General features: G+C 69.3%; 22 protein-coding genes. 20 read left to right on the forward strand and 2 right to left on the reverse strand.

What is annotated here, in order from left to right:
* Position 1 precedes the first annotated feature (1 nt).
* The 8 genes from G6G98_RS00425 to G6G98_RS00460 all read left to right on the forward strand — a co-directional run bounded on the left by G6G98_RS00425 (position 2) and on the right by G6G98_RS00460 (position 6,119).
* Positions 2-946, forward strand: coding sequence for an FtsQ-type POTRA domain-containing protein (locus G6G98_RS00425; RefSeq protein ID WP_243841963.1), 945 nt, complete (start codon positions 2-4; stop codon positions 944-946).
* A gap of 179 nt (positions 947-1,125) precedes the next feature.
* Positions 1,126-2,277: a cell division protein FtsZ gene (gene ftsZ / locus G6G98_RS00430; RefSeq protein ID WP_067352978.1), complete on the forward strand. Its 1,152-nt coding sequence runs from the start codon at positions 1,126-1,128 to the stop codon at positions 2,275-2,277.
* Entirely contained in the window at positions 2,274-2,954 is a 681-nt protein-coding gene (locus tag G6G98_RS00435) for a YggS family pyridoxal phosphate-dependent enzyme (RefSeq protein ID WP_067352976.1), read from the forward strand. The genes ftsZ and G6G98_RS00435 overlap by 4 nt, the downstream gene beginning before the upstream one ends.
* A 43-nt stretch (positions 2,955-2,997) precedes the next feature.
* On the forward strand, positions 2,998-3,471 hold the full coding sequence (locus G6G98_RS00440) for a cell division protein SepF (protein ID WP_067352974.1): 474 nt from the start codon (positions 2,998-3,000) through the stop codon (positions 3,469-3,471).
* A gap of 3 nt (positions 3,472-3,474) precedes the next feature.
* Positions 3,475-3,771, forward strand: a complete 297-nt coding sequence (locus tag G6G98_RS00445) for a YggT family protein (RefSeq protein ID WP_067352968.1) — start codon at positions 3,475-3,477, stop codon at positions 3,769-3,771.
* A gap of 150 nt (positions 3,772-3,921) precedes the next feature.
* Positions 3,922-4,506, forward strand: a complete 585-nt coding sequence (locus G6G98_RS00450) for a DivIVA domain-containing protein (RefSeq protein ID WP_067352966.1) — start codon at positions 3,922-3,924, stop codon at positions 4,504-4,506.
* A 9-nt stretch (positions 4,507-4,515) separates the two neighbouring features.
* The gene (lspA, locus tag G6G98_RS00455) at positions 4,516-5,196 is read left to right on the forward strand and encodes a signal peptidase II (protein WP_432207056.1); all 681 of its coding nucleotides are present in this window, start codon (positions 4,516-4,518) and stop codon (positions 5,194-5,196) included.
* A gap of 2 nt (positions 5,197-5,198) precedes the next feature.
* The gene (locus tag G6G98_RS00460) at positions 5,199-6,119 is read left to right on the forward strand and encodes an RluA family pseudouridine synthase (RefSeq protein WP_067352962.1); all 921 of its coding nucleotides are present in this window, start codon (positions 5,199-5,201) and stop codon (positions 6,117-6,119) included.
* A gap of 6 nt (positions 6,120-6,125) precedes the next feature.
* Here the strand turns inward: G6G98_RS00460 and G6G98_RS00465 are convergent, their stop codons facing one another.
* The gene (locus G6G98_RS00465) at positions 6,126-6,725 is read right to left on the reverse strand and encodes a TetR/AcrR family transcriptional regulator (protein WP_067352960.1); all 600 of its coding nucleotides are present in this window, start codon (positions 6,723-6,725) and stop codon (positions 6,126-6,128) included.
* Between the two features lie 62 nt (positions 6,726-6,787).
* Between G6G98_RS00465 and G6G98_RS00470 the strand changes: the two genes are divergently transcribed.
* The 9 genes from G6G98_RS00470 (at position 6,788) to G6G98_RS00510 (ending at position 17,385) form a co-directional block, all read left to right on the forward strand.
* Positions 6,788-7,360, forward strand: a complete 573-nt coding sequence (locus tag G6G98_RS00470) for a GNAT family N-acetyltransferase (RefSeq protein ID WP_067352957.1) — start codon at positions 6,788-6,790, stop codon at positions 7,358-7,360.
* A gap of 57 nt (positions 7,361-7,417) precedes the next feature.
* Complete coding sequence (locus tag G6G98_RS17095) at positions 7,418-7,912, forward strand: hypothetical protein (RefSeq protein WP_067352954.1); 495 nt, start codon at positions 7,418-7,420, stop codon at positions 7,910-7,912.
* A 41-nt stretch (positions 7,913-7,953) separates the two neighbouring features.
* Positions 7,954-8,559: an RNA polymerase sigma factor gene (locus tag G6G98_RS00480; protein ID WP_067352948.1), complete on the forward strand. Its 606-nt coding sequence runs from the start codon at positions 7,954-7,956 to the stop codon at positions 8,557-8,559.
* On the forward strand, positions 8,534-9,637 hold the full coding sequence (locus G6G98_RS00485; protein ID WP_067352945.1) for a hypothetical protein: 1,104 nt from the start codon (positions 8,534-8,536) through the stop codon (positions 9,635-9,637). The genes G6G98_RS00480 and G6G98_RS00485 overlap by 26 nt, the downstream gene beginning before the upstream one ends.
* Before the next feature lie 145 nt (positions 9,638-9,782).
* Entirely contained in the window at positions 9,783-13,301 is a 3,519-nt protein-coding gene (gene dnaE / locus G6G98_RS00490; RefSeq protein ID WP_067352943.1) for a DNA polymerase III subunit alpha, read from the forward strand.
* Between the two features lie 66 nt (positions 13,302-13,367).
* Positions 13,368-14,552 carry a hypothetical protein gene (locus G6G98_RS00495; protein WP_067352940.1) on the forward strand — a complete coding sequence of 395 codons (1,185 nt, stop codon included), beginning with the start codon at positions 13,368-13,370 and terminating at the stop codon, positions 14,550-14,552.
* Between the two features lie 2 nt (positions 14,553-14,554).
* Positions 14,555-15,859 carry a histidinol dehydrogenase gene (gene hisD, locus G6G98_RS00500; protein WP_067352938.1) on the forward strand — a complete coding sequence of 435 codons (1,305 nt, stop codon included), beginning with the start codon at positions 14,555-14,557 and terminating at the stop codon, positions 15,857-15,859.
* Between the two features lie 10 nt (positions 15,860-15,869).
* Entirely contained in the window at positions 15,870-16,352 is a 483-nt protein-coding gene (nrdR, locus tag G6G98_RS00505; protein WP_067352936.1) for a transcriptional regulator NrdR, read from the forward strand.
* 10 nt (positions 16,353-16,362) lie between these two features.
* The gene (locus G6G98_RS00510) at positions 16,363-17,385 is read left to right on the forward strand and encodes a quinone-dependent dihydroorotate dehydrogenase (RefSeq protein ID WP_067352933.1); all 1,023 of its coding nucleotides are present in this window, start codon (positions 16,363-16,365) and stop codon (positions 17,383-17,385) included.
* Positions 17,386-17,447: 62 nt separating this feature from the next.
* Here the strand turns inward: G6G98_RS00510 and G6G98_RS00515 are convergent, their stop codons facing one another.
* A complete protein-coding gene (locus tag G6G98_RS00515) occupies positions 17,448-18,035 on the reverse strand; it encodes a DUF3043 domain-containing protein (RefSeq protein WP_067353800.1) in 588 nt (195 codons plus the stop codon).
* A gap of 45 nt (positions 18,036-18,080) precedes the next feature.
* On the opposite strand from G6G98_RS00515, the gene G6G98_RS00520 reads away from it, so the two are divergent.
* The 3 genes from G6G98_RS00520 (at position 18,081) to ctaC (ending at position 20,938) form a co-directional block, all read left to right on the forward strand.
* The gene (locus G6G98_RS00520; RefSeq protein WP_067352930.1) at positions 18,081-19,502 is read left to right on the forward strand and encodes a dipeptidase; all 1,422 of its coding nucleotides are present in this window, start codon (positions 18,081-18,083) and stop codon (positions 19,500-19,502) included.
* A gap of 71 nt (positions 19,503-19,573) precedes the next feature.
* Positions 19,574-19,939: an iron-sulfur cluster insertion protein ErpA gene (gene erpA, locus G6G98_RS00525; protein ID WP_067352922.1), complete on the forward strand. Its 366-nt coding sequence runs from the start codon at positions 19,574-19,576 to the stop codon at positions 19,937-19,939.
* A 96-nt stretch (positions 19,940-20,035) separates the two neighbouring features.
* Positions 20,036-20,938 (forward strand): aa3-type cytochrome oxidase subunit II, encoded by a 903-nt coding sequence (gene ctaC / locus G6G98_RS00530; protein WP_067352919.1) that lies wholly within the window; start codon positions 20,036-20,038, stop codon positions 20,936-20,938.
* Position 20,939: the final 1 nt, after the last annotated feature.

Genomic DNA, 20,939 nt, shown 5'->3' on the forward strand with positions numbered 1-20,939 from the left:
GATGCGCCGGCCCGCCCCGATCCCGGCAGGCCGGGACGTCTCGGAGGAGGAGAAGGCGCCGCGGCCCGCTGAGCGATCACGCGCGCGCCGGCCGACCCCGACGGATGAGGCGACGGCGACGGATGCTCGCGCAGACGCCGTCGTCGACGCACCGGCCGTCTCGGACGCCGGCGGGCCGGATGAGGCGCCGCTGACCTCCGCGAGGGACGTGTGGCGCGCCGCGCGCGCGCGGCGCAAGGCCCTCCGCGCCGAGATCCGGCGCTTCACCCAGCGCTCCCGGCGCCGGCGCATCGTGTGGCTCAGTGCGATCGGCTCGCTGGTGCTGCTGGTCGGCGGCAGCGTGCTCGCGGCGTACAGCCCGCTGTTCGCCGTGGAGCGGATCACGGTGGTCGGCGCGACCACTCTCGACGCCGCGGCGATCGAGGGCGCGCTGAGCGAGCAGGTGGGCACACCCCTCGCGCTGGTCGACACGAGTGAGGTGAAGGCGGCTCTGCTCGCGTTCCCGCTCATCGAGACCTACGCGCTCGAGGCGCACCCTCCGCACGACCTCACGGTGCGGATCGTCGAGCGCACGCCGATCGGCGTGATCCGGTCGCAGGCCGGCTACACGCTCCTGGACGCCGCGGGCGTCGCTCTGGCGACGACGTCGGACCAGCCGGCCGGACAGCCGCTCCTGGACATCGACGGCGGTGTCGACTCCGTCGCGTTCGAGAGCGCGGGCCTGGTCGTGCGCTCTCTTCCGGCCGACGTGCGCGCCGCCCTCACCGGAGTCTCCGCCTCCACGGCCGATGACGTCACCCTCACGCTGAGCACGGGTCTCACCATCGTGTGGGGGAGCGCGGAGCGATCGCCGGAGAAGGCCGAGGTCGTCGCGAAGTCCCTGATCGCACGCCCCGATGCGACGACGATCGACGTCACCTCGCCGGCCGCCGTCGTCATCGGCTGAGCATCCGGCAGGCAAACGCACGACACGCCCGTGTCGCTGCGAGCACGCGACGGCGCGACGCTTACCTTCGAACAAGAGAAACCAATACCGGGAAATACTTTACACCTCTAGTTGAGGTTTAAGGTTCATCCTTCGGATTCTCTCGAAAAACGACAGGCTCGACATTTCGGAGGCCGGCCATGAGCCAGAACCAGAACTACCTCGCCGTGATCAAGGTCGTCGGCGTCGGCGGTGGCGGCGTCAACGCCGTGAACCGCATGATCGAGCTCGGGCTCCGCGGAGTCGAGTTCATCGCCGTCAACACGGATGCGCAGGCGCTGCTGATGAGCGACGCCGACGTCAAGCTCGACGTCGGGCGCGAGCTCACCCGCGGCCTCGGCGCGGGCGCCGACCCCGAAGTGGGACGTCGCGCCGCCGAGGACCACGCGGAGGAGATCGAGCAGGCGCTGACGGGCGCCGACATGGTCTTCGTCACCGCGGGCGAGGGCGGCGGCACCGGCACCGGTGGCGCACCGGTCGTCGCGCGTATCGCGAAGTCGATCGGCGCGCTGACCATCGGCGTCGTGACCAAGCCGTTCTCCTTCGAGGGTCGTCGTCGCCAGAGCCAGGCGGAGGCCGGCGTCGCGAAGCTCAAGGAAGAGGTCGACACCCTCATCGTGGTGCCGAACGACCGCCTCCTCGAGATCAGCGATCGCGGCATCTCCATGATCGAGGCCTTCGCGACGGCCGACCAGGTGCTCCTCGCCGGTGTGCAGGGCATCACCGACCTCATCACGACCCCCGGTCTCATCAACCTCGACTTCGCGGACGTCAAGTCGGTCATGCAGGGCGCGGGCTCCGCGCTCATGGGCATCGGCTCGGCGCGCGGCGCCGACCGCGCGATCAAGGCAGCGGAGCTGGCGGTCGAGTCGCCGCTGCTCGAAGCCTCGATCGAGGGCGCCCACGGCGTGCTGCTGTCCATCCAGGGCGGCTCGAACCTCGGCATCTTCGAGATCCACGACGCCGCCGACCTCGTCAAGGAGGCCGCGCACCCCGAGGCGAACATCATCTTCGGAACCGTCATCGACGACACTCTCGGCGACGAGGTGCGCGTCACCGTGATCGCCGCGGGCTTCGACGGCGGCGAGCCCTCGCTGCGCCTCGACCCGATGGTGGTCACCCGCCCCGCCGCAGCGTCGACCCTGCCGGAGGTGGCGCTCTCCGGAGAGGCCGAGACCGCGAAGCCGGCCCAGGAGGCCGTCGAGGTCGAGCAGCCGCAGCGCGTCCCCGCGACGAGCATCGAGCCGGCGTTCGCGGACGACGACATCGACATCCCCGAATTCCTGAAGTGACGGAGCTGGCCGCGCGGCTGTCGGCGATCGATGAGAGGATCGCCGACGCCGCGCGTCTTGCGGGGCGCGACCCGGGGGAGATCACCCGGATCGTGGTGACCAAGTTCCACCCGGCCTCACTGGTCCGCGACCTGCACGCACTGGGCGTGCACGAGGTCGGTGAGAACCGTCAGCAGGAGCTGTCCGCGAAGCGGGAGGAGCTCGCCGAGCTCGATCTGCGGTGGCATTTCATCGGGCAGGCGCAGACGAACAAGGCGGCGGCCATCCGCCGGAGCGCCGATGTCGTGCACTCGGTCGATCGCGGCCGGCTGGCCGACTCGCTGCATCGCGCAGCCGCGGATGACCGCGTCCTCGACGTCCTCGTCCAGGTCAACCTCACGGAGGACCCCGGGCGGGGAGGTGTCGCACCGGCTGCGGCAGAAGCGCTCGCCGAGCACGTCCTCGCCCTCGACACGCTGCGCCTGCGCGGCGTGATGGCCGTCGCGCCGCTGGACGAGGACCCGGCATCCGCCTTCGGGAGACTGCGCGAGGTCGCCGACCGCGTCCGCGCGCTGGATCCCGCCGCGACGTGGATCTCCGCCGGCATGACCGGCGACTTCGAGATCGCGATCGCAGCGGGTGCGACACACCTGCGGATCGGCTCCGCAATCACCGGACCCCGGCCTGACCGGGGTTAACCTGTCAAAAGACCAGCCCGAATCGTTCGAACCGGAGGACACAATGGGTAACCCGCTGAAGAAGACCATGGTGTATCTCGGCCTCGCCGACGAGGAAGAGGTCTACGAAGAGGAGGCTCCGGCTCCGGCTCGGGCCCACCGCGAGCGCGATCGCGATCGTGAAGAAGCAGCTCCCGCCCCGGTCACGCCGCTTCGCCGGCCGGTCGCCGTCCGACAGCCCGCAGGAGGGGCCGTGAACGAGATCCTCACCGTGCACCCCAAGCAGTACCGCGACGCGCAGCTGATCGCAGAGAGCTTCCGTGAGGGCGTCCCGGTCATCATCAACCTCTCCCAGATGAGCGACGCCGACGCGCGACGCCTCATCGACTTCGCGAGCGGACTCTCGCTCGGCCTCTACGGCCGCATCGAGCGCGTCACCTCCAAGGTGTTCCTGCTCTCGCCGGAGAACATCGCGGTGTCCGGTCACGGGGGAATCGCGCACGCAGACGCCGAGTCTGCGGGCTTCGACCAGCAGTAGATCGTGGAGCTGGTCTCCGTCTTCGCGAGCATCGTCCATTCGCTGCTCCTGCTCTACCTGCTGGTGCTCTTCGCGCGTCTCATCCTCGAGTACATCCCGATGTTCAACCGGGAATGGCGTCCGAAGGGAGCGGGTCTCGTCGCCGCCGAGATCGTCTACACGATCACCGATCCGCCGGTCCGGTTCTTCCGGCGGCTCATCCCTCCGCTGCGCATCGGCTCGCTGTCGCTCGACTTCGGGTTCTCCATCACGGTGCTCGTCGTGCTCGTCGCGATGAACATCGTCCGGATCTTCTTCTGAGCCGCGAGTTCGCGCAGGCTGGGTGTCGCGGCGTCGCGGCTGACAGGTGCGGGGACTATGCTTGGCTCCCAGGTGCGCGCCCCGGGTTCGCGCCGAATCTCGACCGCGCCATTCTCGAAACTGGCAACCGAACTCATCGAAGGAGCCACCATGGCACTTACCCCGGATGACGTCGTCACCAAGCAGTTCCAGCACGTCCGCTTCAAGGACGGCTTCGACCCGGACGAGGTCGACGACTTCCTCGACGAGATCGTCATCGAGTGGCGCAAGGCCCTGGAGGAGAACGCCGAGCTGAAGGCCAAGCTGGCCGCGTACGAGTCCGGCTCCGCACCGGCTCCGGTGGCCGAGGTCCCTGCTGCCGCTGCCGAGGCGCCCGCCGCTCCTGCATCCGAGGCTCCCACCGGTTCCGCGACCGCGACCGCCGGCATCATCGAGCTCGCGCAGCGCCTGCACGACGAGCACGTCGCCGAGGGTGAGGCGAAGCGCAACCAGCTCATCGCCGAGGCCGAGGGCGAGGTCGCCCGCATCCGCTCCGAGGCCGAGGCCAAGCAGCGCGAGGAGTCCGCCCGCCTGGAGCGCGAGCGCAACACGCTCGAGGCTCGCATCACCGAGCTCCGCAACTTCGAGCGCGACTACCGCTCGCAGCTGCGCGGCTACATCGAGGGCCAGCTGCGCGAACTCGACGAGAAGTCGGCTTCGACGGACTCCACCCCCGTCTCGGCGATCGGTCTGTAAGGCGCCCTCTTGCCAGGACGTCGTCCCCTTCGTCGGTCGGCGGCCGGTGCGATCGTTGCGATCATCGCAGCGCTCGTGCTGGCCGCCGATCAGTTTGTGAAGCATCTCACCATCGAGAACCTGCCCCTGCAGGAGCCGGTTCCCGTTCTCGGAGAGTTCCTTCAGCTCTACTACGTGCGCAACCCCGGCGCGGCCTTCTCGCTGGGCTCGGATGTCACGTGGATCTTCACGATCGCCCTCGCCGTCGTCGCGGGCGTGATCGTCTGGAAGGCGTTCGGGCTGCGCTCCCGGCTGTGGGCCGTCGTGCTCGGCGGCCTTCTCGGCGGCGTCCTCGGCAACCTCGGTGACCGCCTCTTCCGCGAGCCCGGGTTCCCGATGGGCCACGTGGTCGACATGATCTCGATGCCGTGGATGATGCCCGCCATCTTCAACGTCGCCGACATCTTCATCGTCACCGGCATGATCTCGGTGGCGCTCCTCGTCGTCGTCGGCCTGCGCTTCGACGGGACCCGCGAGCGCGACCATGTCGCCGTGGAGACGGACGAGGAGGCCGAAGCGGCGGCGATCGCCGAATCCGCGGCCGAGCATGGACGGGCGGCCGAGCCGGAACAGGCGGCAGAGCCCGACTCCGCCGCCGATGACGCACGCCGCGCGGACGCCGACGGTGCTCCCGCCGCGGGGGAGCGCTGACCGTGGAGTCGCGTTCCCTTCCCGTCCCTGACGGCCTGGACGGCGTGCGCGTGGATGCGGCCCTGGCGAAGATGCTCGGATTCTCCCGCACGTTCGCCGCGGACGTCGCCTCCGCCGGAGGCGTCACGCTGGACGGCGTCCGGCTGGACAAGTCGGATCGCCTGCGCGGCGGCGGCTGGCTCGAGGTCGAGTGGCAGCCGAAGGAGGCGCCGCGGATCATCCCGATCGCGGTGCCCGAGCTCGGCATCGCATACGACGACGACGACATCGTCGTCGTGGACAAGCCGACAGGCGTCGCAGCGCATCCCTCTCTCGGCTGGGAAGGGCCGACGGTGGTCGGCGCTCTCGCCGCGGCCGGCTTCCGCGTCGCGACCAGCGGTGCCCCCGAGCGCCAGGGCGTCGTGCACCGGCTCGACGTCGGCACCAGCGGCCTCATGGTCGTCGCCAAGACCGAAGCGGCGTACACGGCGCTCAAGCGCGCCTTCAAGGAGCGCACGGTCGAGAAGGTCTATCACGCGGTGGTGCAGGGGCATCCGGACCCGCTGGCGGGCACGATCGACGCGCCGATCGGCCGGCATCCGAACCACTCCTGGAAGTTCGCGGTGGTGCCGGACGGCAAGCCCTCGGTCACCCACTACGAGACGCTCGAGGCGTTCCCCGGCGCCTCCCTGCTGGAAATCCACCTGGAGACGGGCCGCACCCACCAGATCCGCGTGCACATGGCGGCGCACCGGCATCCGTGCGTGGGGGACCCGCTCTATGGAGCCGACCCCACGCTCTCCGCGCGGCTCGGCCTCACGCGGCAGTGGCTGCACGCGCACCAGTTGGCGTTCTCCCACCCGACGACGGGCGAATGGGTGCAGTTCGAGTCCTCGTATCCCGCAGATTTCCAGCACGCGCTCGACGTGCTGCGCGGAGACTGAGAGCCCTCAGAAGCGCGCGGTCCGCGCGGCGGCGACGACGCCGTCCAGCGTGGCCTCGAGGAAGTCCACGACGGCGTCCTCATCGGTGCCGCGATCGATGATGAGCTCCAGCATGGTCTCCTCGGCGAACGAGACCCAGGCCCGCAGCGCCACTCGGAGAGCCGGCTCGTCGGGGACGCCCAGCTCCTCGAACGCCTCGCGCAGACGGAGGGCGTTGAGTTCGCGCGACTCGTCGACGATCTCCCGCACGGCGGGGTCGCCGCTGGCGACGCCGCGGACGAGCGAGGAGAATGTGCCGCTGTGGTCGCGCACGAAGCCGGCGATGCGCAGCAGGGTGTCGCGGATGCGCTCGCGCGGCGCGAGATCCATGCGCGGCTCGGTTGCGAGCAGCAGGCTGTCCCTGGCGGTCGTCACGATGGCGCGCTCGACTCCCTGACGGCTCTCGAAGTAGTGGAAGATCAGGGCCTTCGACACGCCGGCCTGCCGCGCCAGCTCCTCGATGGTGAGCTCGTCGAGCGGATGCTCGGCGAGGAAGCGCACACCGATGGCGACGAGCTGCGCCCGGCGCTCCTCAGGGCTCAGGCGGGAACGCGGCTCTGACGTCATGGATGAAGCCTAATGCGGGTGGGAGGAGCTGTTTCGTCGGTGGCGTGGGCGAGACTGGGCGCATGAGCATAGAGGTGCGTCCTGCGACCGAGTTCGACGACGTCGCTGCCCTTGTCGGTCCGAAGAAGCCGACGTCCAACGTCTGCTTCTGCCTGAGCTACCGCATCGGCAACAAGGAGAACGTGTCCCTCCGAGGGCAGGCACGAGCCGATCGGGTCCGCGAGCTGTGCCACCAGGACCCGCCGCCGGGGGTGATCGCGTACCTGGACGGCGAGCCGGTCGGCTGGGCGGCCCTGCACCCGCGGCGAGACACGAGCTTCGCGCGGAACCGGCTGATCCCGCATGTCGACGATCTCGACGTGTGGTCGCTGTGGTGCTTCCGGGTCCGCCCCGGGCATCGCAAGCAGGGTGTCTCGCACGCGCTGATCGAGGGTGCGGTGGCCTACGCCCGTGAGCGGGGCGCCCCCGCGATCGAGGGCTACCCGCTGGACAACCGGGGCGAGAAGGTGAATCTCACCATGGCGTACGTGGGGACGAGGGCCCTGTTCGAGGAGGCCGGGTTCACCAAGGCGGCGGACACCGGATCGGTGCTCGACGGCTTCCCGCGCGTGCTCATGCGGCTCGACCTGCGGTGACCGAGCGGATGCCGGAGAAACCGTGAACCCGTCGCCGGCGCTCAGACAATACACAGCGTGAGCACAGACAGCGAGATCATCCAGAGATCTCTGACGCAGCCGGCGGCCTTCGCCGAGCTCTTTGACAGGCACGCCCCCAGCGTGAACGCCTCGTACTGCGCGTCCATGCCGCGTGACCCGGTTGAGCTGATCGAGTGGTTCCGGGGCACGCTGACAGGAACCGAGCCGGAGAACATGGACTCCGCGATCGTCTGGAGCATCGTGGAGACCCTCGAGCTGAACGCGGCACCGCCTGACCTCCGGGCGGCCCTCTACCAGGCGCTCGACCTGATGCCGGGGCTGGAGCTCCTCTCAGCCCAGGGGAGCGTCGTAACGCTCGGCTTCCGGCCGGTGAGCCCTCTCGACTGGAGGGAGACTGTGACGATCGATCGTGCGACCGGGCTGCTCATCGCGAGCACGCGCACGTTCGGGGAGGGCAGCCCGATCGTTCTCGACGACGTGCCGAACTTCCGGCTTACGAACACGATCAGTGTCGTCGATTCGGCTCCCTGACGAATTTCGAACCGTTTCCCCGCGTACAGGCAATACACAGTGTGAGCACAGACAGCGAGATCATTCAGCGTTCGCTCGAAGAACCCGGGGCATTCTCCGAGATCTTCGAGCGGCATGTGCGGCCCGTCGGCGGCTACATCCGACGGCGCGTCGGCGCGGATGCCGTCGACGACGTCCTGAGCGAGACCTTCCTGGTCGCGTTCAGGAGGAGGAACGCGTTCGATGTCCGCTGGGAGTCGGCTCGTCCCTGGCTCCTCGGCATCGCGACGCGGCTGATCCGCAGCCATCGGGCCGCGGAGGCGCGGCAGTGGCGCGCGTTCGAGGCGTCTTCCTCCGCGCGAACCACCGAAGCGGACGCCCCGCAGACGGCATCCGACGCCCGCCTGGACGCGGATGCGGCGCTGCGGGCTCTGGCACCGCGGATCGCGGCGCTGTCGGCGAAGGATCGCGACACGCTGCTCCTGCATGCCTGGGCCGATCTCACATACGAGCAGATCGCCGGTGCCATGGGCGTGCCGGTGGGCACTGTGAGGTCCCGGCTGAACAGGGTCCGGCGCAAGCTCGCACCGCCAGGATCGCATGGTGCGACCCGGCTGACCTGGATGGCGAAGGAGGAGAACGATGCTGCTTTCGGAACGAGTTCGTGAGATCGGGGCCGACCAGTCGGACCTCGCGGAGGACACCGTGCAAGTCGCGCGGCAGGCGCTGCTGCAGGAGGTCGCGCGAACGGGACGGCCGGACGCAGTGCGACGTCGTCGACGCACCTGGACCGGGATCGGGCTCGGCGGGCTCGTCGCCGGCGCTGCCGTGACGGCGATCGTCATCGGCTCCGTGGTCGCGCCTGTCGACGCGCCGCCGGCTTCGGCCGCGGACGTGCTGAACGCGACTGCGGACGTCGTCGTCGACGTCGGGGAGATCACGATTCCGGCTGGCTCGTACCTACGGGTGACCACCACGAACGAGGGACTGCGCTTCTGGGATGCCGACATGCCTTCGGGCAGCGGAGAAGGCTGGGAGCGGTTCAACAACGGGAACCGGGCGGATGCCGAAGCCGCGCTGCTCTCTCGAGGGACATCGACGCTGTATGTGCCCGCCGACAGGACCGCCGAGTGGGTCCGGGTGGATGGTCCGCGGCGAGTCGAGGCATCCTACGGGGACCGCGCCGACGAAGCGAGGGCGGACGCGGCGAAGGACCCGTCCCTGGCGCCCGCCGAAGCGGATTCCACTGTGCGCGCGGCCGGCGGCGAGTACGCGATCGCGGACGGAGTCGACGGCGTCGGCACGGTCACCGCATTCCTCGACTCCCGGAAGCTCTGGGCTGAGATGCCCACGGAACCTGAGAAGCTTCTCGCCTGGCTCCGCGTTCGCGTCGGCGAGCCGGCCGACAGCGCGGCGTCCGACAGTTCGATCGTCGAGACGCTGATCGACGATCCGTCCTTCGCTCTCGCTCCGGCCGACGTGCGTGCCGCTGCCTTGCGCACCCTCGCCCTGCTCGACGGGTCGAGCGTGACGGCGGTCGACGGCGACGTCACGACGATCCGCTTCACGTGGACGACCGAATGGTGGTCGGCATGGCGTTCGATCGAGATCGACACAGCGCGCGGACTCATCGTGGGGACGACTTCCTCCGGCGCGATCACGGGCGAGGCCTCCCCGGTGGAGGGGCTCCCCGCATGGGAGAGCAGGACGGCCTATGACATCCGGATCGTGGACTCGGCACCGTAGCACCGGCATCCGCCAACGGCAGCGCAGGCGAACACTCGGAAGCAGGCGAAGCGCGGGTCGGTTCGCCTGTTCCCGCGTGTTCGCCTGTTCTCACAGGACCCCGTCGTCGGCGCTCGGTGTCGGATGCCGAAAGTAGACTCGAACCATGGCATCCGACTCCTTCGTGCACCTCCATGTCCACAGCGAGTACTCGATGCTGGACGGTGCGGCGAAGATCGGCGCGATGACCCAGGCGGCGGCCGAGTACGGGATGCCGGCCATCGCCGTGACCGACCACGGGAACACCTTCGCGGCCTTCGAGTTCTACCGCGCGGCACAGGCCGCCGGCGTCAAGCCGATCGTCGGTCTCGAGGCCTACGTCACGCCCGGCACCCACCGCAGCGACAAGTCGCGGGTGCAGTGGGGCTCTCCCGACCAGAAGAGCGACGACGTCTCGGGCTCCGGCGCCTACACCCACATGACGATGTGGAGCCAGAGCACGCAGGGCATGCACAACCTGTTCCGGCTCAGCTCCCTGTCGAGCATGGAGGGCTACTACTTCAAGCCGCGCATGGACCGCGAGCTGCTGCAGACCTACGGCAAGGGCCTCATCGCGACGACCGGATGCCCCTCTGGCGAGGTGCAGACGCGCCTGCGGCTCGGCCAGTACGACGCGGCGCGCGCGGCGGCGGCGGAGTTCCAGGACATCTTCGGCAAGGAGAACTACTTCGCCGAGATCATGGATCACGGCCTCTCCATCGAGCGCCGGGTGATGACCGACCTGCTGCGCCTCGCGAAGGATCTCGGCATCCCGCTCGTCGCCACCAACGACTCCCATTACACGCACCAGCACGAGGCGGATGCTCACGCCGCCCTGCTCTGCGTGCAGTCCGGCTCCACACTCGACGACCCGAACCGCTTCAAGTTCGACGGCGACGGCTACTACATCAAGACCGCCGCCGAGATGCGGCAGATGTTCCGCGATCACCCCGAAGCGTGCGACAACACACTCCTGATCGCGGAGCGCTGCGAGGTCGAGTTCAACACCTCCGCGAACTACATGCCGCGCTTCCCGGTCCCGGACGGGGAGACCGAGGACAGCTGGCTCATCAAGGAGGTCGAGAAGGGCCTGCACTACCGCTACCCGGCCGGCATCCCGGACAAGGTGCGCAAGCAGGCCGAGTACGAGACCGACATCATCCTGCAGATGGGTTTCCCGGGCTACTTCCTCGTCGTCGCCGACTTCATCAACTGGGCGAAGGACAACGGCATCCGGGTCGGCCCCGGCCGCGGCTCCGGCGCCGGGTCCATGGTCGCGTACGCGATGAAGATCACCGACCTCGACCCGCTCGAGCACGGCCTCATCTTCGAGCGGTTCCTCAACCCCGACCGCGTCTCGATGCCCGACTTCGACGTCGACTTCGACGACCGTCGTCGTGGCGAGGTCATCGACTACGTCACGGCGAAGTACGGCTCCGAGCGTGTCGCCCAGATCGTCACCTACGGCACGATCAAGTCCAAGCAGGCGCTCAAGGACGCCGGCCGCGTGCTCGGCTTCCCGTTCAGCATGGGGGAGCGGCTGACCAAGGCGATGCCGCCGCCCGTGATGGGCAAGGACATGCCGCTGGACGGCATGTTCGACTCCGCGCATCCGCGGTACAAGGAGGCCAGCGAGTTCCGCGCGCTCATCGAGACCGACCCCGAGGCGAAGACGGTCTTCGACCGCGCCCTCGGTCTGGAGGGACTGAAGCGGCAGTGGGGCGTGCACGCCGCCGGCGTGATCATGTCGTCGGAGCCGCTGCTCGACATCATCCCCATCATGCGCCGTGAGCAGGACGGGCAGATCGTCACGCAGTTCGACTATCCGTCCTGCGAGACGCTCGGCCTGATCAAGATGGACTTCCTGGGGCTCCGCAACCTCACGATCATCTCCGACGCCCTCGACAACATCCGCTCGAACAGGGGCGAGGACCTCGACCTCGAGCATCTCGCGCTCGAGGATCGCGGCGCGTACGAACTGCTCGCCCGCGGCGACACGCTCGGCGTGTTCCAGCTCGACGGCGGGCCGATGCGGTCGCTGCTCCGCCTCATGAAGCCCGACAACTTCGAGGACATCTCGGCCGTCATCGCGCTGTACCGCCCCGGGCCGATGGGCGCGAACTCGCACACCAACTACGCGCTGCGCAAGAACGGGCAGCAGCCGATCACTCCGATCCATCCCGAGCTCGAGGAGCCGCTGAAGGACATCCTCGACACGACCTACGGCCTGATCATCTACCAGGAGCAGGTCATGGCGATCGCTCAGCGGGTGGCAGGCTTCTCGCTCGGCCAGGCGGACATCCTCCGCCGCGCGATGGGCAAGAAGAAGAAGTCCGAGCTGGACAAGCAGTACGAGGGCTTCGCGGGCGGCATGAAGGAGCGCGGCTTCGGCGAGGGCGCCATCAAGGCGCTCTGGGACATCCTGCTCCCGTTCTCGGACTACGCCTTCAACAAAGCGCACTCGGCCGCCTACGGCCTGGTCTCCTACTGGACCGCCTACCTCAAGGCGCACTATCCCGCCGAGTACATGGCAGCGCTCCTCACGAGCGTCGGCGACTCCAAGGACAAGATGGCGCTGTACCTCAACGAGTGCCGGCGCATGGGCATCAGGGTGCTTCCGCCGGACGTCTCCGAGTCGATCAACTTCTTCGCGGCCGTCGGCGACGACATCCGGTTCGGCCTCGGCGCGGTCCGCAACGTCGGCAGCAATGTCGTCGACGGCATCATCCAGGCGCGCAAGGAGGAACGGTTCACCTCCTTCCACCACTTCCTCGACAAGGTGCCGCTGCACGTCGCCAACAAGCGCACCGTCGAGTCGCTGATCAAGGCCGGCGCCTTCGACTCGATGGGCGACACCCGCCGCGCCCTCATGGAGATCCACGAGGATGCCGTCGAAGCCGCCGTCGACCGCAAGCGGAACGAGGCCCAGGGCGCCATCGGCTTCGACTTCGACAGCCTCTACGACGAGATGGAGGAGGCGCCGCCGGCGAAGGTGCCCGATCGCCCGGAGTGGGTGAAGAAGGACAAGCTCGCCTTCGAGCGCGAGATGCTCGGCCTGTACGTGTCCGATCATCCGCTCGCGGGCCTCGAGGTGCCGCTGGCCAAGCACGCGTCGATCTCGATCCACGATCTCAACAACTCCGAGGACATGCAGGACGGCGACCAGGTGACCGTCGCCGGGCTCGTCACGAGCGTCCAGCACCGCGTGGCGAAGGCCAGCGGCAACCCGTACGGCATGATCACGGTCGAGGACTTCAACGGCGAGGTGACGGTCATGTTCATGGGCAAGACCTACACCGAGTTCCAGCACGTGCTGCAGCAGGACTCGATCCTCGCCGTCCGGGGCCGCGTCTCCCGTCGTGACGACGGGCTCAACCTGCATGCCCAGTCGGCGTTCGCCCCCGACGTCGGCTCGTTCGACGCCGCAGGGCCCCTCGCCCTCGTGCTCGCGGAGCAGAGGGCGACGGAGCGGGTGATGAACGATCTCGCCGACATCCTCCGCCGGCACAACGGAGACACCGAGGTCGTGCTCCGCGTGTACCGCGGAGGCACCGCCAAGGTGTTCGACGTCCCGATGCCGGTGAAGGTGTCCGCCGACCTGTTCGGTGACCTCAAGTCACTGCTCGGACCGTCCTGTCTCGGGTGACCGGGTAGTATCGGGACGCGTTAGGAGCGCGGAGGCCCCGCCGCGTTCCGTGACGAAAGGATCATGATGAGCACCGACCTGCCCGAGACCCCCGACACCGAGAATCCCGACGCAGAGACCGAGTTCATCGAGGACGGAGTCCTCTACGACGACGAGGTGACGCCGGAGTACGGCATCCTCGGCTTCACCCTGCGTGAGCTGCTGATCGTCGGCGTCTGGGCGGTCGCCTTCATCGTCTCCTTCTTCCCGGTGATCGGCGAGGCGTCGGTCTGGGCATCCGGGCTGCAGTGGGTCGTTCCGATCGGCCTGCCGACCGCCGCCGTGTTCCTGATCGTCCTCCGCCGGTTCTCTCCCGAGGGCATCCGCCGGGTGGGCTCGCTCGGCATCGACCAGTTCGCCTCCGTCGCGTTCTCCTTCTCCGCGCTGAGCTGGGTCACCCTGCTCTGGAACGCCGTGCAGAACGCCGTCGACCTCGGCGCCTGGCTGCTGGGCTGGAGCGGCATCGTGCAGCTGATCGCCTCGCTGGCGCTGGTGGTCCTCACCGTGTTCGCCCCGATCATCCCCGGGCTGCGCGAGGACTTCCAGGGACGTCTGGTCACGCTCGCGCACCGCAACGCGAACCCGGTCCGCCCCGTCATCCCGCGGCCTCGGCCCGAGACCGCTCCCGCAGCGCCCGAGCAGCCGACGGCACCCGCTGTGGACCAGGAGCTCTCCGGCCAGCAGACCACCGACGAGATCGCCAGGATCGACGTCGCGGGCCGGGTGCCGCTCATCGCCCACGCCTCCGGCGGCGGAACGGGCACGAGCGACACCACCGCCGACGAGTCCTACACCCCGTCCTACGCCCGCCGTTCGCGCGGCGAGGAGATCGTGTCCGACACCGACAGCATCATCGCGCTCGTCACGCCGGACGAAAGCGCCACCGCTGAGGAGAGCGCCTCGACGGCGGAGACCGAGGTGCTCGAGAAGAGCGACGCGCCGGATGACGATGCGGCGCCCGATTCGGACCGCGAAGCCGACGTCGACCTCGACGCGACGAACCCGCGCAGGACGAGCCCGGATCCGCAGCCGTTCTGGATCCTCGCGGCCACCGAGCGCGAGGTGCACGACGAGCGCGGCGACGTCCTGTTCACGATCGGCCCCACCGCCTGGGCCCTGGTCATCGAGGATCGCGGCGGCGCCTATGTCGTGCGCCATGACGACGGCCGGATCGGCTATCTCCACGACATCTCCGACATCACGAAAGGCTGACCGTGCGCACGATCGATCTGCGAGGGCGCGAGCTCTCGCCGGCTGACATGCTCGCCGCCGTGCCGCGCGCCGCCCAGGCACGTGCCGAGGCGCTGGACACCGCTGCGCGCATCGTCGAGGACGTGCGCGAGCGGGGGGAGGAGGCGCTGCGCGAGCAGGCCGAGCGCTTCGACCGCGTCACCGGCCACGCGATCCGCGTCCCCGCCGAGCACATCGCAGAGGCCCTCGACGTGCTGGCTCCCGAGGTGCGATCGGCGCTCGAGGAGGCGATCCGCCGGGTGCGCTCCGCCTCGGCCGCGCAGGTGCCGGCGCCCCAGGTCACCGAGATCGGCGCCGGCGCGCGCATCGTCCAGCGCTGGCAGCCGGTGCACCGCGTCGGCGTCTACATCCCCGGCGGCAAGGCCGTCTACCCGTCGAGCGTGATCATGAACGTCGTGCCGGCCCAGGTCGCCGGCGTCGAGCAGATCGCCCTCGCCTCCCCGCCGCAGGACGACCAGGACGGACGCATCCACCCGACGATCCTCGCCGCCGCGGGCCTCCTCGGAGTCACCGAGGTCTACGCGATGGGCGGCGCGGGCGCGATCGGCGCCTTCGCGCACGGCGTGCCCTCCATCGGCCTCGATCCGGTCGACGTCGTCTCCGGACCGGGCAACAACTACGTCGCCTCGGCGAAGCGCGCGGTGGCCGGCGTCGTCGGCACCGACTCCGAGGCCGGCGCCACCGAGATCCTCATCGTGGCGGATGCCGCCGCCGACCCGCGCCTCGTCGCCGCCGACCTGATCAGCCAGGCCGAGCACGACGAGCAGGCGTCGGCGGTGCTCGTCACCGACGCCCCGGAGCTCGCGGACCGCGTCGCGGCGGAGGTCGCGGCGCAGGCCGCCGCCACCCGGCACGCGGCCAGGGTCGCCGTGGCGCTCGATGGCCCCCAGTCCGCGATCGTGCTCGTCGACGACCGTGCGATGGCGACGGCGTTCAGCAACGCCTACGCTCCCGAGCACCTGGAGCTCCACCTCGAGGATGCCGAGGACGCGGCATCCGCCTTCACCAGCGCCGGCGCCGTCTTCGTCGGCGATCAGACCCCCGTGAGCCTCGGGGACTACATGGCGGGCAGCAACCACGTCCTCCCCACCGGGGGGCAGGCGCGCTACGCACCCGGCCTCGGCGCCTACACGTTCCTCCGGCCTCAGCAGGTCATCTCCTACGATCGCGCGGCCCTCGCGGCTGTGCGCGACGGCGTGGTCGCTCTCGCGAACGCCGAGGTGCTCCCGGCGCACGGCGAGGCGATCGAGGCGCGGTTCACCGCGTAGGATCGGTCAGATGCACTGCCCCTTCTGCCGTCATCCGGACTCCCGGGTCATCGACTCGCGCACCAGCGACGACGGGCTGTCCATCCGCCGGCGCCGGCAGTGCCCGGAATGCGGGGGTCGCTTCACCACGACCGAGACCGCGAGCCTCAACGTGATCAAGAGGAGCGGCGTGATGGAGCCGTTCAGCCGGGAGAAGGTGATCGCCGGCGTCCGCAAGGCGTGCCAGGGGCGCCCCGTGACGGAGGCGGACCTCGCGATCCTCGCCCAGCGCGTGGAGGAGGCCGTGCGCCAGACCGGTGTGTCACAGCTCGACACCAACGAGATCGGGCTCGCCATCCTGGGGCCGCTCCGTGACCTCGACGAGGTCGCGTACCTGCGGTTCGCGAGCGTCTACCAGGCGTTCGACTCGCTCGAGGACTTCGAGAGCGCCATCACCGACCTCCGTGCCGATCACGCCGTCGCACGGGAGAAGTCGGAGTCGTCCGAGCGGTAACCTGGCAGGGATGTATCCGCTGCTCTTCCGCGCTGTCCTCTCGCGCTTCGATCCCGAGTTCGCCCACCACGCCGGGATGGCGGTGATCCGCGTCCTCGGCGTGCCGCCGTTCTCCTGGGCGACCCGTGCGCTCACCAAGCCGGACCCCTCGCTCCAGGTGGAGGCGCTCGGGCTGACCTTCCCGTCGCCGTTCGGCATCGCTGCGGGCTTCGACAAGAACGCCGTCGGTGTGCGGGGGCTCGCGGCCCTCGGCTTCGGGCACGTCGAGGTCGGCACGGTCACCGCGATCCCGCAGGAGGGGAACCCTAAGCCACGGCTCTTCCGTCTCATCGCCGATCGAGCCGTGATCAACCGCATGGGCTTCAACAACGAGGGCGCGGATGCCGCCGCACGGCGCCTCGCGAAGCTGCGCCGCGGCGCCCCGGACGCGGTGATCGGCGTCAACATCGGCAAGAGCCGCGTCGTCGAGGTGGAGAACGCCACGGCCGACTACGTCGCCTCCGCCACGCGCCTCGCCCCGCTCGCGGACTACCTCGCCGTCAACGTGTCCTCGCCGAACACTCCCGGCCTGCGCGGTCTGCAGGCGGTCGAGACGCTCGCCCCGCTGCTGCGCGCCGTGCGCGAGGCGTCAGGGGAGACCCCGCTGCTCGTCAAGATCGCTCCGGACCTCCCGGACGAGGAGATCTCCGCGATCGCGCAGCTGGCCGTCGCAGAGGGCCTCGCCGGGATCATCGCGCACAACACCACCATCGCCCGCGAGGGCCTGCTCACCGATGCCGCGACCGTCGAAGCCGCAGGTGCCGGCGGCCTCTCCGGCGCCCCGCTCAAGGAACGGTCGCTGGAGGTGCTCCGCGTCGTCCGCGCCGCGGTGCCCGAGGACTTCTGCGTCATCGCCGTCGGGGGAGTGGAGACCGCCGCCGACGTGCAGGAGCGGCTCTCGGCCGGGGCCACACTCGTCCAGGGCTACACGGCGTTCCTCTACCGCGGCCCGTTCTGGGGCCGCGAGATCAACCGGGGTCTCATCGGTCGCTGACAGGCAGACGAAGAACGCCTCATGCTCGTCGAGCATGAGGCGTTCTGTTCGTCCGGAGGAGATCAGGCCGGGTACTGACCGCGCTTGACCTGAGGCTTCGGCAGGCGCATGAACCGCATCTGAAGGGAGCGCATCGCCGCATACCAGCCGAGCCCGCGCTCGAGGCGGTCCTTGCCGAACCTGGCCGCGGCCTTGCGCTTGACGCGGAGACCGAGCAGGATCATGCCGCCGATCGCGACGACGAGATAGCCCATCATCACCACGTACGCCCAGGAGGCGACGGCGAAGTTCGCGATCGCGAGGTCCGGCGGAAGCAGCGAGACGAGGATCACGAGCACCATGACTCCCATGACGAACTCGGCGGGGTGCCATCCGGCGTCGACGTAGTCGCGCACCCAGCGGCGCTGAGGACCCTTGTCGCGCGGGGGGAGGTACTTCTCCTCGCCGGCGGCCATGCCGGCCTGCGCACGCGCGCGCCGCTCATTGAGCTCCGCGCGCGCAGCCGCCTTGGCCTCCTTCGTGTTGGCGACGAGCGGGCGGCGGCGAGCCGCCTCCTGCTCGGCGCGTGTCGGCGTCGCACGCCCCTTGCCGACGGCAGGCGTCTCAGGGGCGTCGTCGTTCGTCGAAGGGGAGGGAGGGGTAGTGGCCACGAGGTCCTCGGTTCGGTGATGGTCGTTCACCTTAAGATTACTCGCATGACCTCTCCTGCTCTGCCCAGCGCCTCGAACCCCTCCGGCGACCGCGACGCCGCCGTCCTGGAGGCCGCCGCATCCGGCATCCCCTCGGCGCTGAGCGACCTCGGGCATCTCGTCCGCATCCCCGGCATGGCCTGGCCGGCCTTCGACCAGACGCAGCTGGAGCGCAGCGCCGATGCGGTGGCTGCGCTCGCCACCGGAACCGGCGTCTTCGACGAGGTCCGGGTGCTGCGCGCCGCGATACCCGGCACCGACGAGCTCGGACAGCCCGCGATCCTGGCGCGCCGCGCCGCGAAGAACGGCAAGCCGACCATCCTGCTCTATGCCCACCACGACGTCCAGCCTCCGGGGGACGACGCGCTCTGGGAGACCCCGCCCTTCGAGCCGACCGTCCGCGACGGGCGCCTGTACGGACGCGGAGCCGCCGATGACAAGGCCGGCATCATGGCGCACATCGCCTCCATCCGGGCCGTGTCCGAGGTGCTCGGCGACGACCTCGAGCTCGGGATCGCGATGTTCATCGAGGGGGAGGAGGAGTACGGCTCCCGTTCCTTCGCGCAGTTCCTCTCCGACAACAAGGAGGCGCTGCGCGCCGACGCGATCGTCGTCGCCGACTCGGGCAACTGGGACTCGGTCACACCCGGCCTGACCGTGTCGCTGCGCGGCAACGCCCGGTTCACCGTGCGCGTCCGCACCCTCGACCACGCCTCCCATTCGGGGATGTTCGGCGGTGCCGTGCCCGACGCGATGATGGCGACGGTGCAGATGCTGGCGACCCTGTGGAACGCCGACGGCTCCGTGGCGGTGGACGGGCTGGCCGAGCGCGACGCGCCGACGCCGGAGTACACCGAGGAGACCCTTCGGGATGAGGCCGGTCTCCTGCCGGGCACAACGCCGATCGGCGGCGGCACCATCCTCAGCCGCATCTGGAACAAGCCCGCGGTCACCGTCATCGGCATCGACGCGACGAGCGTGGAGGCGGCGTCCAACACCCTGCTCCCGGAGGTCACCGTGGTGATCAGCGCCCGCGTCGCACCGGGCCAGACGGGGCAGGAGGCGTACCAGGCGCTGGAGGCGCACCTGCGCGCGCACGCGCCCCACGGCGCCGAGCTCACGTTCAGCGACGTCGACCTCGGCGACGGCTTCCTCGTCGACACCAGCGGATGGGCGGTCGCGCTCACCCGCGACGCCATGCGCGACGGCTACGGCGCGGCTCCCGTCGACCTCGGGGTCGGCGGATCGATCCCGTTCATCGCCGATCTCGTCCGCGAGTTCCCGGAGGCGCAGATCCTGGTCACCGGCGTCGAGGATCCCCACTCTCGGGCGCACAGCCCCAACGAATCGCTGCACCTGGACACCTTCCGTCACGCCGTCGCGACCGAGGCGCTGCTGCTCGCCCGCATGAACGATGTCGTGCGCTGAGCCTCCTCGACACGCCAGAAGGTAAAATCGAAGCACCAGCCGTGCGACAGCGGCCCGTCACAAGGAGCGACATGAGCGACACCACCCTGTCCGCAGAGACCACCACCCGCGCCCACGGCGTGACCCTGACCGACGCCGCGGCGACGAAGGTCAAGAACCTCCTCGAGCAGGAGGGCCGCGACGACCTGCGCCTGCGCGTCGCCGTGCAGCCGGGAGGATGCTCCGGCCTGATCTACCAGCTCTACTTCGACGAGCGCTTCCTCGAGGGCGACGAGACCGTCGAGTTCGACGGCGTCGAGGTGATCGTCGACAACATGAGCGTCCCGTATCTGGACGGTGCATCGATCGACTTCAAGGACACGATCTCCGAGCAGGGCTTCACGATCGACAACCCCAACGCGGCCGGCAGCTGCGCCTGCGGAGACAGCTTCCACTGACCCGCATACCCTCGCCAACCTGCGTGGTTGGCATGAATCAGGTGTGAGGTTGCCCTAGACTTGGGTACGCCCTGTCCGCGATCTGAAAGGTGCATCGTGCCCTCGAAACGCCGCCTTCGTTGGGCCGCACTCCCTGTGGGAGTTGTGGCAGCCGTGGCTCTGGCGGGATGTACTCCCACCGAGCTGAACGGCTTCCTCCCGGGCTTCGTGGAGGACGGACCGGCAGCCACGAACCAGACCGAGCGGGTCTCCGCGCTCTGGGTGAACTCCTGGATCGTCCTGCTCGCGGTCGGCGTGATCACGTGGGGTCTGATGGCCTGGGCCGCGATCGCGTACCGCCGCCGCAAGGGCCAGAGCGGTCTGCCCGTGCAGATGCGCTACAACATGCCGATCGAGATCTTCTACACGGTCGTGCCGCTCATCCTCGTGCTGGGCATGTTCTTCTTCACGGCCCGGGATCAGACTGAGATCGAGGCGAAGTGGGACGACCCCGACGTCGAGATCACCGCGATCGCCAAGCAGTGGGCGTGGGACTTCCAGTACGACGGCGACCAGGAGGACAACTCCGACGCCGTCTGGTCCATGGGCATCCAGGCCCAGCCCGACAAGGACGGCAACATCGATCAGGCGCAGCTGCCGACGCTGGTGCTCCCTGTCGACAAGAAGGTCACGATCGAACTGCAGTCGCGTGACGTCATCCACTCCTTCTGGATCATCGACTTCCTCTACAAGAAGGACATGTACATCGGGAAGGACAACTCCTGGTCGTTCATCCCGACCCGCGAGGGCGAGTACGCCGGCAAGTGCGCCGAGCTCTGCGGCGAGTACCACTCGATGATGCTCTTCAACGTGAAGGTCGTCTCCCAGGCCGAGTACGACGCCTACCTCGCCTCGCTCGAGGAGCAGGGCAACACCGGCGACATCACCGACGCCTACGACCGTCTGGCGAACTTCCCCGGCACCACCGAGAAGACCGACTCCGAGGAAGGAGAGGAGTAAG

Origin of the sequence: Microbacterium hydrocarbonoxydans, from assembly GCF_011752045.1 — a bacterium.
Classification (GTDB): domain Bacteria; phylum Actinomycetota; class Actinomycetes; order Actinomycetales; family Microbacteriaceae; genus Microbacterium.